This window comes from Sphingorhabdus lacus (assembly GCF_009768975.1).
Lineage (GTDB): Bacteria > Pseudomonadota > Alphaproteobacteria > Sphingomonadales > Sphingomonadaceae > Sphingorhabdus_B > Sphingorhabdus_B lacus.
Map to the genome: position 1 here is coordinate 3,259,267 of NZ_CP035733.1, position 13,161 is coordinate 3,272,427.

At 55.4% G+C, this 13,161-nt stretch carries 10 protein-coding genes; 7 read left to right on the forward strand and 3 right to left on the reverse strand.

Annotated features, from left to right (window positions below):
• The first annotated feature begins 437 nt into the window (after positions 1 to 437).
• Together EUU25_RS15615 and EUU25_RS15620 are read left to right on the forward strand one after the other, a co-directional pair.
• Complete coding sequence (locus tag EUU25_RS15615; protein ID WP_158902564.1) at positions 438 to 2,561, forward strand: PA5441 family protein; 2,124 nt, start codon at positions 438 to 440, stop codon at positions 2,559 to 2,561.
• 4 nt (positions 2,562 to 2,565) lie between these two features.
• Positions 2,566 to 3,270 carry a DUF3142 domain-containing protein gene (locus tag EUU25_RS15620; RefSeq protein WP_158902567.1) on the forward strand — a complete coding sequence of 235 codons (705 nt, stop codon included), beginning with the start codon at positions 2,566 to 2,568 and terminating at the stop codon, positions 3,268 to 3,270.
• Between the two features lie 67 nt (positions 3,271 to 3,337).
• Here EUU25_RS15620 and EUU25_RS15625 read toward each other — a convergent pair whose 3' ends face one another.
• On the reverse strand, positions 3,338 to 3,763 hold the full coding sequence (locus EUU25_RS15625; RefSeq protein WP_158902570.1) for an EF-hand domain-containing protein: 426 nt from the start codon (positions 3,761 to 3,763) through the stop codon (positions 3,338 to 3,340).
• 375 nt (positions 3,764 to 4,138) lie between these two features.
• Here EUU25_RS15625 and EUU25_RS15630 point away from each other — a divergent pair, with 375 nt between their 5' ends.
• Complete coding sequence (locus EUU25_RS15630) at positions 4,139 to 5,662, forward strand: fumarate hydratase (RefSeq protein ID WP_158902573.1); 1,524 nt, start codon at positions 4,139 to 4,141, stop codon at positions 5,660 to 5,662.
• A gap of 24 nt (positions 5,663 to 5,686) precedes the next feature.
• Here EUU25_RS15630 and EUU25_RS15635 read toward each other — a convergent pair whose 3' ends face one another.
• Entirely contained in the window at positions 5,687 to 6,322 is a 636-nt protein-coding gene (locus EUU25_RS15635; protein ID WP_158902576.1) for an FKBP-type peptidyl-prolyl cis-trans isomerase, read from the reverse strand.
• Positions 6,323 to 6,433: 111 nt separating this feature from the next.
• The gene (gene rpsU / locus EUU25_RS15640) at positions 6,434 to 6,640 is read right to left on the reverse strand and encodes a 30S ribosomal protein S21 (protein ID WP_125231027.1); all 207 of its coding nucleotides are present in this window, start codon (positions 6,638 to 6,640) and stop codon (positions 6,434 to 6,436) included.
• Positions 6,641 to 6,979: 339 nt separating this feature from the next.
• On the opposite strand from rpsU, the gene EUU25_RS15645 reads away from it, so the two are divergent.
• The 4 genes from EUU25_RS15645 (at position 6,980) to EUU25_RS15660 (ending at position 13,148) form a co-directional block, all read left to right on the forward strand.
• Positions 6,980 to 9,982 (forward strand): TonB-dependent receptor plug domain-containing protein, encoded by a 3,003-nt coding sequence (locus EUU25_RS15645; protein ID WP_158902579.1) that lies wholly within the window; start codon positions 6,980 to 6,982, stop codon positions 9,980 to 9,982.
• Between the two features lie 71 nt (positions 9,983 to 10,053).
• Positions 10,054 to 10,818 (forward strand): class II aldolase/adducin family protein, encoded by a 765-nt coding sequence (locus tag EUU25_RS15650; protein WP_158902581.1) that lies wholly within the window; start codon positions 10,054 to 10,056, stop codon positions 10,816 to 10,818.
• Between the two features lie 31 nt (positions 10,819 to 10,849).
• A complete protein-coding gene (locus EUU25_RS15655; protein WP_158902584.1) occupies positions 10,850 to 11,389 on the forward strand; it encodes a (2Fe-2S)-binding protein in 540 nt (179 codons plus the stop codon).
• Between the two features lie 184 nt (positions 11,390 to 11,573).
• Positions 11,574 to 13,148 (forward strand): serine hydrolase, encoded by a 1,575-nt coding sequence (locus tag EUU25_RS15660; RefSeq protein WP_158902586.1) that lies wholly within the window; start codon positions 11,574 to 11,576, stop codon positions 13,146 to 13,148.
• Positions 13,149 to 13,161: the final 13 nt, after the last annotated feature.

Consider the following 13,161-nt stretch of genomic DNA (forward strand, 5'->3'; position numbering starts at 1 on the left):
ACCATTTTTTGTACCATGCAGGGGACTAAATTCGACTTGTCCCCAGCTTATCGACGGAAAAAATCTCCCCCTCGGCGGAATCACGTTCCGCAGCTTTAAGCACAATCTGTGGTGATGCCCCCTACGGCCAACCGCTACCTATAGTGCCTCAATCATTTTCAGACGCAAGAGGGTAAATGGTAAATTTACCATTCAATTCGTCGCTATTGTGATTCCATTCGTCGCACGTCCCAGGCGGTCCACAAGGCGCGACGCGTGGATCTGCTAAGTCTTTTTTTCGGCGCAAGACGGAAAATCAAAGTTGGAAAATATTTTTTCGATCCCGCGTCCGGACCGATTTTATCCCCCGATTTCGCATCGGCGTTTCACATCATCTTGTCAAAATAGGGGGTGCGGGCCATGCTGGTTCCACTGCGGGAATCAAAAGGGGAATGGATATGAAGCAGATACTAGCCGCGCTGGTGATTGCCCTGACCTTTTTATGCGCCGCACCCGCCAATGCGAGCGGTGATTCGTCCTGCTATCCCGACTGGAAGGTAAAGCAGACCGACTATAATGGCTGCAGCAGCACGGCCGTGCTGAGCCCGGGTAACGACACAAGGGTCAACCTGCTCATGCTGCTGTACGATCGTCATGGCAGCGTGGGCCCGGCCAGCCGCTACAGCTATGACATCATCGAACGCCGGGGCGAGGCGGAGCCCTTCGACTGGCCAAGTTTTGCATTGAAACTCGGGCCCTCGCCAGCAAGTGAAGACGATGGCACGACCGGAGATTTTCCATTCGGCACCCGTTGTATGAGCAATATGGCCGCCGGTGCGGACTTCATCGCCGCTGTCGCCCGCGCCAAAGGTCTGACAGAAAGCGAGAAGGCAACGCTCACGGCCGTGCGGACGACGCTGAAACCTGAATGCTCCGGCGATACCAAGGCAGCGTCCGTTGCACAGGAAGCGCTTGCGCAAGTGCAATCAACGACCGGGCGTTCGTTCGCCGCCTATCTTGTCGGCGCGGCGGCTTTTTATGATGGCGACTTCGCCACCGCACATGCGCACTTCATGCGGGTCGATCCAAAAGCCTCGGTCTGGCTTGCAGAAGCAGCCAGTTACATGCTGGCGCGCACGACTCTTAACGACGCAACACTGACTGCCTTTGATGAATATGGCGGCATTTCAGAAAAAGGCGCTGACGAGAGTCGCGTTGGCACGGCGGAAGCCGAGTTTGGAAATTATCTGAAAGCCTATCCCGACGGCCAATATGCCGTGTCGGCAAAAGGGCTGCTTCGCCGCGTCTACTGGCTGGGCAACCGCAAGGACGCGCTTGCCGCGGAATATGCTGCGCAGTTCGCGCAAGGCGACCCTGCCAAGCGGAATGTGACATTCCCCGATCTGGTGCAGGAATTTGATATCAAAGCGATGAGCCTGTTAAAGTTGGAAGAGGTGAAGGACCCAGTCATCCTCGCCGTGCTTCTGCTGCGCGATATGCGCAAACCCGACGATCCCAAATATGCCGACTATGGCACGCCACCGGTCACCCGCGCGGCGCTTGATGCGTTCAAGCCCGCATTTACGGGCAGAGAGGCGCTGTTTGGCTATTTGCAAGCCGTACATGCCTTCTATGTCGCGGACAATCCGGCTGATGTGTTGAAACTGATTCCAGCCGCAAAGCCGACGGGCGGATATCTCGAATATAGCCGCCTGATGCTGCGCGCACTTGCGCTCGATGCGTTGAGCGATCCGACCGCGCGCACGGCTCTCACATCGGCCGTGGCCGTCGCGGCGCTGCCGCATCAACGTGGCGCGGCGGAACTCGCATTGGCGTTGCATGATGAGCGCGCCAAATCGACCGATAGGGTGTTTGCCGCAGACAGTATCATCCGCGACCCCGACATCCGCGAAATCTTGCTGCGCTATCAGGCCGGTCCGTCCTTGCTACGCAAGCTGGCGGTATCGGGCGCGTCACCGCGGGAGAAGCAGACGGCGATTTACACTCTTCTGTATAAAAATCTGACGCGCGGCATTTACGGTGACTTCCTCCGCGATCTGACGCTGATCCCGGCAGAGGCGAAGCGACGCGCCGCAGATGATTATGAATCGCCGCTCTATACGGATATCGCAATATTCCGTTGGTCGGGCTCTACCGATTTTATGTGTCCAGCGCTCAAGACGATTGCAACCAATCTGGCGGCTCGGCCAAAGGATCCGGCCGGCTTAATCTGCCTCGGCGAATTCATCCGTTTAAGCGGTCTGGACCCGGAATATTATGGTGTCACCCGGGCGCTGGATGACCAGCCGGAAAAGAATGAGCTGGGTGGCAGTCCGAGCCAATTCGCCGGGAAGCGGTTCTCGCGCCTTGATGCATATAAAGCGATTATGGCCGACCCGGCGGCAGGGGCTGGAAACAGGGCCTATGCCTTGTACCGTGCGGTGCATTGCTATGCCCCTGCGGGCTATAATGGATGCGATGCGACTGAAGTACCTACGGCACAACGCAAGGCTTGGTTTGATCAATTGAAAAAACAATATCCCGCTTCTGTCTGGGCGAAGAAGCTGCGTTATTACTGGTAATGCGATGAAATGTTTTGCAGCGGCACTGGTTGCGCTGGCGCTTGCCGCGTGCCAACCCGTGGAACGCCGCGTCGATGCCGGGGATTATGATGCCTTCTGGCTTTGGGCCGGCGTTACCCCGCAACCTGTCCTTGAGCGGGCTAAAACCATCTACATCCTGCAAGGGGAAATAAGGGGTGTGGAAAATCCCAGCATGGTCTCCCTACGACCCGGGACTCCTGCGGTTCGGCATGCTGACATCTGGGTTGTTTATCGTGTCGAAACACTCAACTGGGGCAAAGATATCTTGCCTCAAATCCGCGATGATATTGCACGCTGGAAGATAGCGGGAAATAATGTGGTGGGCGTTCAGATAGATTTTGATGCAGCGACACGGGGGTTGGACGACTATGCAACCTTTCTCGCGACCGTGCGATCTTCCTTGCCCAAGGATGTGCGCCTCGCGATCACCGGTTTGCTGGATTGGAGCGCACAGGGCGACAGCGCCGACCTGAACCGGTTGGCGGGCGTCGTCGATGAAGTGGTGTTGCAAACCTACCAAGGTCGGCACACGATTCTGGGATATGAAAATTATCTGAAAAGCCTGCAGCGGCTGAAACTGCCGTACCGGATCGGACTTGTGCAAAATGGGGTTTGGAAGGCGCCCGACGGCTTGAACGAAGATCCGGAATTTAAAGGCTATGTCGTTTTTCTTCTCAATCCTGAATGAAAAAATGAGGGCCTTGCCATCCTGTGATGACAAAGCCCGTCATTTTTACCCTGGGGAGAGGAGGGATTTAACCAAGAAGAAATTTGCTCATTTCTGCCTTGCTGATCTTCTTGCTTTTGTCAGCATCAGCCGCCGCGAAGCCGTCCTTCGCCCATTTTAGCTTGGCGGTCTGGTCCATGGCCTTAGACTGGGTGTCACCGCCCGCTGCATGGAGGGCAAGAAGCCATTTCGTGAATTCCGGCTCTTCCAGATCACCGCTTTTGTCGGCGTCATAAGCTGGGAATTCCGCGTCGACCAATTGCGTCACCTGCTGCTCGCGGGACTGGGGCGCTGCAGCGGGGGCGGGTGCCGGGGCTGGCTCTGCAACCGGTTGGGCTTCCACTGTATCCGTCGCCTCAGCGGGCGAAGGGGGAGCCATGGGGTCTGATTGCTGCGCGATGGCCGGTATAGCCGCCAACGCTATGAGGCTGGATGCGGTCAAAATGCGTAACATAAAAAATCTCCTGCGAATTTCGAATATAAAACAATAATCGTTCTATATTGCGTAAATAGTTCACCAATAATATCGTTGCTAATGAACAATATCGAAGTGCATAATGCATAAGATGATCAATATGTTTCGTGGTTCAATTCAAAAAATAAGCCTAGGTGCATCTCAACCAATGAAATTAATCGGTTCGTCGGAAATATGAAATTTAATTGAGGTAATCTGATTGTATTGAACTGGTGTTTAATTCAAATTTAGGTGAATGTTTCTTTAATGCCAGATGAATGAACTGGTTCATAGGTCCCGATGTGCGCAAAAGGTTGAATCTAGCGATTCGATCGTTAAGGGCGGTGGCAATTGACCATCGGACGGGAACTGTAAATGACTGTAGAAATCCGCCAAAGTGATCTGATCGAAAGCGTTGCCGACGCGCTGCAATATATCAGCTACTTCCATCCCATGGATTATATCCACGCGTTGGGCGAAGCCTATGAGGCGGAGCAATCACCAGCGGCGAAAGATGCCATTGCGCAGATCCTGACCAACAGCCGCATGTGTGCCGAGGGGCATCGTCCGATTTGTCAGGATACCGGTATCGTGAATGTGTTCGTCAAATGGGGCATGGATTGCCGCTTGGACGATACGTCCAAATCGTTGCAGGAAGTGATCGATGAAGGCGTGCGTCGCGCTTACCTCCATCCCGATAACAAATTGCGGGCTTCGGTCCTTACCGATCCTGCTTTCACCCGCCGCAATACGAAGGACAACACACCGTGTGTTCTGCACGTCGAAATGGTTGCGGGAAGCAAAGTCACTGTCGATGTGGCTGCGAAAGGTGGTGGCAGCGAGAATAAGTCGAAGTTCAAAATGATGAACCCGTCGGACAATATAGTCGACTGGGTGCTGGAAATGTTGCCGCAAATGGGCGCAGGCTGGTGCCCGCCGGGAATGCTCGGCATCGGGATCGGCGGCACAGCAGAGCATTGTGTTCTGCTTGCTAAACAGGCGTTGATGGAACCCATCGATATGGGGCCATTAAAAGCGCGCGGGCCGCAAAATGACATTGAAGCTATGCGGATAGAGATATTCGACAAGGTCAATGCACTGGGCATCGGTGCGCAGGGACTTGGCGGTTTGTCGACGATATTGGATGTGAAAATCATGGATGCGCCATGTCATGCGGCGGGCAAACCAGTGGCGATGATCCCCAACTGCGCGGCGACGCGCCATGCGCACTTCACGCTTGATGGCTCGGGCCCCGCGTTTCTGGAGGCACCAAAGCTCGACGAATGGCCGAAGGTCGACTGGAAACCCGACGCCGCGGCTAAACGCGTTGATCTCGACACACTGACCGCCGCTGATGTGCAGGGATGGAAACAGGGCGACCGGCTGTTGCTGAATGGCAAGATGCTGACCGGCCGTGACGCGGCGCACAAGCGGATAGCCGACATGCTGGCCAAGGGCGAAGAGTTGCCGGTTAGTTTCAAGGGGCGGATGATCTATTATGTCGGCCCTGTTGATCCGGTAGGTGAAGAGGTCGTGGGCCCGGCTGGTCCCACCACCGCCACGCGGATGGACAAATTCATGGATATGATGCTCGAACAAGGTTTGCTCGGCTGCGTCGGGAAGGCCGAGCGTGGTCCGGCCGCAACGCAGGCGATCGCCAAGCATAAAAGCGCCTATCTGATGGCGGTCGGTGGTGCGGCCTATCTTGTTGCCCGCGCTATCAAGGGCAGCAAAGTCGTCGGCTTCGAAGATCTCGGCATGGAAGCCATCTACGAATTTGAGGTGCACGATTTCCCGGTCACCGTCGCTGTCGACAGCGAGGGCAACAATGTCCACCAGCTTGCGCCCACCTATTGGCAAAAGCGGATCAAAGACGAGGGGTTGCTGGCGAACGCCTAAAGCGACGCTGAACCAGCGCGCGCGTTATTGCGCCTGCTGTGCCTGCATCTGCGCGTCGATTTGCGCCTGGATTTCGGGTGGCAGGCCCTGCGGTGCGCCGCTCGCTTGCCCGCCGCCAGGTGCACCGCCCTGCTTCTGCATTTCCTGCATCTGGCGCTGCATTGCGTCTACTTCGGCGCGTGACTTGAATTCGAGCAGGTCGACGTCAAAGATCAGTTCGCTGCCGCCGGGGATCGCAACTTCGCCCGTTTGCGGGTTGCGCTGGTCTTGCGAACCATAACCGATGCTCGCCGGAATCCACAGGCGATATTGTCCGCCACGCTGCATGACTTTCAGCCCTTCCGAAAAGCCGGGTACCACGCCGTTGACAGGCAAGGCGGCTTGCGGGTTCTGGTCGAAAATCTTTCCGTCTTTCAGGCGGCCGGTATATTTGATCAAGACAACGTCCTGATCGGTAGGCGATGGGCCTTCGCCGGCCTTCAGCACTTTGTACCGCAGTCCCGACTCAGTCGTGACAACGTCACCAAATTCGTGCCGTACATCTGCGGTTCCCCACCAGGCAAGTCCACCGCCAGCAGCAAGTACCAGGGCCGCACCGATCCAGAATTTGGTGAGCGAACCTTTTTTGATCGGCAGAATGGGAACGGCAGTTACAGACATGGACTATTTCCTGATCGCTAAAGTTGTGCGCTGACTAGCAGAATGTGCAGCGGTTTCCAGACACAAAAAAAGCGCCCGAGCGGCGCTTTTCCTGTTCAAAGCAGCCAGTGCTTATTTCGCGCCGTCACGCTCTTGCTGTTTGCGCTCCATCTTGCGGGCACGACGGACAGCAGCAGCCTTTTCACGAGCGCGCTTTTCCGAGGGCTTTTCGAAATGACGACGCAGTTTCATTTCGCGATACACGCCTTCACGCTGCAGCTTCTTCTTCAGTGCGCGTAGGGCCTGATCAACATTATTATCGCGAACCATGATCTGCATAAGAAAACTTCACTCCGGTATCGAATCGGCAAAATGACTGTAAACCGCCATTTTGTAAGGCTAAAAACGAAAATTGCCGCAAACGAGTGCGGCGTTATGCTCGGCCCCTTAACCGTGTGCCGTAGCAAATTCAAGCAAAAAGCGGCCTAATCCCGCAAGAAGCGCGCGGAAATTGGTGCATTTATGCCACAGTTCCACAGAATGTGTCGGCCCATGGAACCGCGACCGACCATGTTCATTTGGCATCAAGGTTGCGGGTCTCAACTTGTGCATGGGCAGTTATTGTCGCGATGTTTCAGGGGACAGCGACCACGATAAAGCTATCTTCTGGAGCACCCGATGAAAAACCAAAAAGCGCGGATGCGCGATTTCTCCCTTTCCGTCTCAATAGCGGCTCTCTTTGCTGCATTGACCCCCGCCATAGCTTTTGCGCAAGATTCGCAAGAGGTGCAGCCTGCCAATGAAGTGGCGAATGAAGCCGATGAAGGAGAGGCGATCATTGTTACCGGTTCGCGTATTGCGCGTCCCGAGTTGAATGTCGCGAACCCGGTGGTCGCAGTATCCGGTGAAAGCATCGAAAAGTCCGGGCAGGTCAACGTCACCGACGTGTTGATCCGTAACCCTGCATTGACGGCTTCCATCGGTGGTTCGCTATCGGGTGGCGCGGATGCGGGCCTTGGCGAAACGGGCGTGAACCGTCTCGATTTGCGTAACCTCGGCGCTGACCGGACACTTGTCCTGGTGAACGGCAAGCGTCATGTCGCCGGTATTCCCAATACCGCATCGGTCGACATCAATTCGATTCCGCAAGATCTGATCGAACGGGTCGATGTTTTGACCGGCGGAGCCTCTGCCATTTATGGTGCCGACGGTGTTTCGGGCGTGGTGAATTTCATCCTGAAGCGTAACTTTGACGGTGTCACGGCCCGCGGCCAGGTCGGTATCTCCGATAAGGGTGATGCAGGCACGCGCTTCTTTTCGATTGTCGCCGGTAAGAATTTTGCCGGAGATCGCGGCAACGTGGCCTTGGCCTATGAGTTCAGCGATCGCGACCGGTTGAGCAGCTTTGACCGGGCCTTTAGCGGCGATCCACAAGTAAACCGTGGGCTATTCCGCAATCGGGACGATTTCCCGGATGATCCCAATGTTCCTGACCGCATATTGTACAACAATCTGAGCTGGGCAGACAGTGCACCGGACGGTGCTGTCGACCTTGATCTTGACGGCATTCCGGATTTTACAGGCAGCGGCCTTGTTTATGACCGTGGCTTGCCCATTCCATCGTCGGGCGGCCGTGCGCAGGGTGGCTCCAACACCCCCACGGCAGGCTATTTCGGCGATCTGGAGCCTTCATTGCGCCGCCATGCGGTGAATGCCTTGGCGAGTTATGAATTCTCGCCAGCGTTCAAGGTGTTCCTCGAAGGTAAATATGTGCGGACGAACGCCTATTCCGTGGGCCAACCAAGCTTCGATTTCTTCACCTATCTTGCCCCCGACAACGCCTTTTTGAATGATCGCTTTGGGGTTGCAAACACCACCAATGGTGCACTGATTTCGCGGGACAATTTCGATTTCGGCGTTCGCGGGGAATCGATCAAGCGTGAAACCTATCGCGGTGTGGCGGGTATCGAGGGCGATATTACAGACAATGCGAAATATGAGGTCTCTTATGTATTCGGACGCACCACGGCGGCCGGAACCCAGACGAGCAACCTTATCGGTGACCGCTATTTTGCCGCGTTGGATGCGGTTCGGGACCCTGTTTCAGGCCAGATTGTATGCCGTTCGACCTTGGACCCCTTGTCCAATATCGATCCGAACAATTTCAACCAACCGGCCTCAACTTTCACACCCGGTGCAGGCAGCGCCTGTCGTCCCCTGAACGTTCTCGGTAACGGTGTGGCCTCGCAAGAGGCTCTGGATTTTGTTCTCGCCAACAACACAAACCGGTCACGCATTACGCAGCATGTTGTATCGGGCTCGGTCTCGGGTGATTTCGATGCCCTGTTCACCTTGCCCGGTGGCCCGCTCGGCTTTGCGCTCGGCGCTGAATACCGCAAGGAAATCAGCAGCGACACGCCAGACGCCCTTATCCAGTCGGGCGCTTTGCGGGACTTTGCTGCGGTCCAGCCGAGCACCGGTAAATTCGACGTGAAAGAAATTTTCGCCGAACTAAACGCACCGATCCTGGCCGATATGCCTTTTGCACATCTGCTGTCCTTCTCGGCGGCAATCCGTCTGTCCGACTATTCGACAATCGGAAAAACGACGACATGGAAGGTGGACGGAATCTACGCGCCTATACCCGACGTCCGTTTTCGTGGGTCCTATTCGCAAGCCGTGCGGGCGCCTAATATTGGCGAGCTTTTCTCTCCCCAATCGGGAACCTTCGCATTTGTGACCGATCCTTGCGATGTCACCCGGCTCAATGACGGAACACAGTTCCGTCAGGCAAATTGTACGGCAATTCTGTCCGGCCTTGGCCTGACACCTGCGCAGATTGCGACCTTCAGTCCGTCGACCGATGCACAGGCGACTACGTCACGACGTGGCCTTGCCGGTGGCAATCCGGGTTTGAGCGAGGAAGAAGCGAAAACATGGACAGCAGGTGTCGTTTTACGCCCCAGCTTCATCCCGGGTCTGTCGATGAGCTTCGATTGGTACAATATCCGTATCAAGGGAGCGATCAACACGCCAAGCGCAACCGAAGTAGCGGAATTGTGCGTTGATCAGCCAACTATCGACAATGTGTTCTGTCAGAATATCTTCCGCGCCACAGGAACCGGGTTCGTACTGGGCGATGGCAACGATCCGCTGCAACGCAACGGTTTCATTGTTGGACCCGAAAACGTAGCGGCATTCGAGACAGCGGGCGGCGATTTCACGATCAATTACCGCATGCCAACGGACAATATCGGTACGTTCAACGTCAACCTGACCGGGGGTTACCTAGACAAGATAACGTTTGTCCCAACGGTGGGAGCCGACGTTGATGATGACACTTTGGAGGCATACAACCCCCGCTGGCGTGGATCTGCGAGCCTCGACTGGCAATTGGGTGGGTTCAACATCAACTATGGTGTGAACTATTTCAGCAAGACACGTCGTTTCACCACCGAGCAGCTTGCGGCCAACCCGGATCTGTCCGATCCCCGCTTCTTCTACTTCAAGGAGCGTTGGGAGCATGATGTTCGGCTCGCCTATGATGTTGATGACAAGTTCACCTTCTATGGGGGCGTAAACAATATCTTCGACGAGAAACCGGCCTTCGACCAACTCAGCTACCCGATCTCTTCGGGTGTGGGCCGTTTCCTATATGTCGGTGCGAAAGTAACGATGTAACGACATAGCCTTGCCCTCGCTCTCCTTTCATTTCATAATGCAACGCAAATGAAATGAAGAGGAGAGCGAGCATGGCCACCCAGCTGAAAGCAAATAGTAAATATAGCGAAGCCGAATGGACCGCACGGCAGGAACTTGCCGCCTGCTACCGTATCTTCGCGATGTTTGGCTGGGACGAACTTGTCTTCAACCATATTACCGTCAAGGTTCCGGATGAAGAAGGCGCATTCCTTATCAATCCATTCGGCATGCATTTTGGCGAAATTACCGCCTCCAGCCTGATCAAGATCGACATCGACGGTAACAAACTGGATGCCGACAATCCTTGGCATGTAAACAAGGCCGGCTTTGTTCAGCATAGCCTATTCCACCGCACATTGCCCGATGCACATGCGATCATTCACACCCATACCACCGCGACCGTGGCCGTTTGCTCGCTCGAAGGTGGATTGCAGCCGGTGAACTTCTATGCCTGCAATTTCATGGGGCAATTGGCCTATCATGATTTCGAAGGCGTTACCGTACGTGAAGAAGAAGGCGTGCGCCTCGTCGAGCATCTGGGTGACAAGCGCATATTGATGCTGCGCAATCATGGTCCGGTTGTCATGGGCAAAAGCCTGCCTGACGCGTTCATCAAATATTGGGCTCTGCAGCGCGCGTGCGAGCATCAGATAGCAACCATGCAGATGGGCAAGCCGATTCCGGTTTCGAATGACGTGATCGCTGTGCATCAACGCGACCTTTATATGGCAACGCCACCCGGTGGTTCGGGACGTGTCGAATTTGATGCGATGGTCCGCAAGGTCGACCAGATTGATAAAAGCTGGCGCGATTGATTACTGGGCAATCAGCCTCTAGCGCCGTTCCATGACCAAATTCACCGTTAACGATCGTCCGGTCCAATATAAGATGGACCCCCAAACGCCGATGCTTTGGGCGTTGCGCGATGCGTCGAACCTGACAGGCACCAAATATGGATGCGGAACCGGGGATTGCGGCGCTTGCATGGTCGAAATTGACGGTGAAGCGATCCGATCCTGCCTCGTTACCATCGCTGAAGCAGAAGGTCGCTTTGTTACGACAATTGAAGGTTTGAGCCGGGATCGGAGCCACCCGATTCAACAGGCTTTTGTTGCTGGAAATGTTCCCCATTGTGGATTTTGTATTCCGGGCATTGTCATGGCGGCGTCGGTGTTGTTGAAAAAGAGCAGCGATCCGACCGATGACGAAATCAACGCAGCGATTACCAATCTCTGCCGCTGTGGGAGTTACCCCCGCTTGCGCGACGCGATCAAGCGTGCAGGCCGGGTGATGCGCGGCGAAGAGCGGATTGCTGCAGCGCCGCCACCCGGAATTACCCCTGAGGATGCGGCGCGGGCCGTGCCTGCGTTGACGGTAACGGAATAGAGGTTAAACCTCCCGCTTGTAATCCCACTCGGTCGGCGCAGTGCAAGGCGGCTTTTGTCTTGCGATATCGCGGATTGGTCGAAGCCGGATTTTACGTTTACAGTTGTAATCCTAACTTCCCTCTGGTTGCGTCTGGTAATGCTGCGCTTCTGTCGTCGCCACAAAAAGGGAAGGTCGAAAATCTATGCCTCTTTCATTTTGGACATCGGGCAGGATACCGCTCTGCGGAGCCGTTTGGCTGGCCATGGCTTCTTTTGCCATTCCGGCACCAGCGCTGGCAGAACCGGCAAGGCAGGATCAGCAGGCGGAATTTGATATCTATGTCGAAAAGGCGATGGCGAAATGGGGCGTCCCCGGCGTCGCCATCGGTTTATTGCAGGATGGAAAAATTGTTCGTGTCAAAGGCTATGGCGTCAAAAAATTTGGCGAAGCCGAAAGGGTTGATGGCGATACGCTATTTGCCATCGCGTCGCTGACAAAGGCCTTTACGGCTGCCGCTATTGCAACATTGTCGGACGAAGAGAGACTGAGTTTCGACGATCCGGTGATCAAATATCTGCCCGATCTGAAGCTCTATGATTCAAAGGTGACTGCCGAAGTCACGATACGCGATCTGTTGGCGCAGCGAACCTGTTTGCAGTCCAAGGACCTGCTCACTTGGGATTCGCCCTTCAGCCGCGAAGAGACGCGACGTCGCCTGCAATATCTCCCTCCAGCCTGCTCTTTCCGGGACCGGTTCGTATACAACAATATCAACTATGTGTTGGCGGGGGACGCCAGTGCCGCTGCGGCAGGGAGCAGCTGGCAAGCGCTCATAAAGAACCGGCTGCTTGTGCCGCTGGACATGAATAACAGCGCCACCTCTTCAGCAGAGGCTGCCAGAGCCCGGAACCTTGCATCTCCGCATATCAAAACGGGAGGCAAGCTGCGCCTATTGCCGCTTTATGATGAAGGCATATCGGCTCCGGCCGGGGCGATCCATTCAACCGCCGCCGATATGGCGCGTTGGGTGGAGCTATTGCTGGGCGGTGGGGCTTATCTTGGGAAGACGATATGGAGTCCGACCGCGCATGCGGCAATGCTCGGTGAGCAAATGGCGGTGCGACCTGGCCCGCGAGACGCCGGCGAACCGCCGACGCCCATTGCCGCAGCCTACGGCTTTGGCTGGGGTGTCGGTGAATATCGCGGCCGACGCTTTGTCGAACATACCGGGCAAAGTGATGGCATGTATGCAATGGTTGCGATGATGCCCAATGACAGGCTCGGGATAGTTGTCCTGACCAACAGCAGCATGGTGGGCTTGCCCGAAGCATTAGCCTATCATTGGCTGGATGACCAGCTGGGCGTTCCGGAATTTGACTGGATAGGAACGCTCTATGCGCGGGCCAAAGAGTCGAACGACGCGATCGATATTGATAATGTTACGCGCGATGTTCTGCGAAAGGCGGGCACCAAGCCCTCGCTTCCGGCAACAGGCTATGCCGGGGTCTATCGGCAGGACCTGCTGGGCGATGTGACCGTTATTACTGCAAAAAATGGTGAAATGTCGATCCGCTTTCTGACAAAGACCGGCCGGCTGAAGCACTGGCAGGATGACATGTTCCAGATCGATTGGGGTGGTGATCCCTATTACACCATGACTTCGTCCTTTGTGACGTTCCAAATCGGTGTCGACAAACAGCCGATTTCGCTGAAAATTGGCGGCGATGAAGAGACATTTGTGCGCTCAGGATCTGCGCGCATTCGGCCAAAGCACTGACGCAGCAATTCGG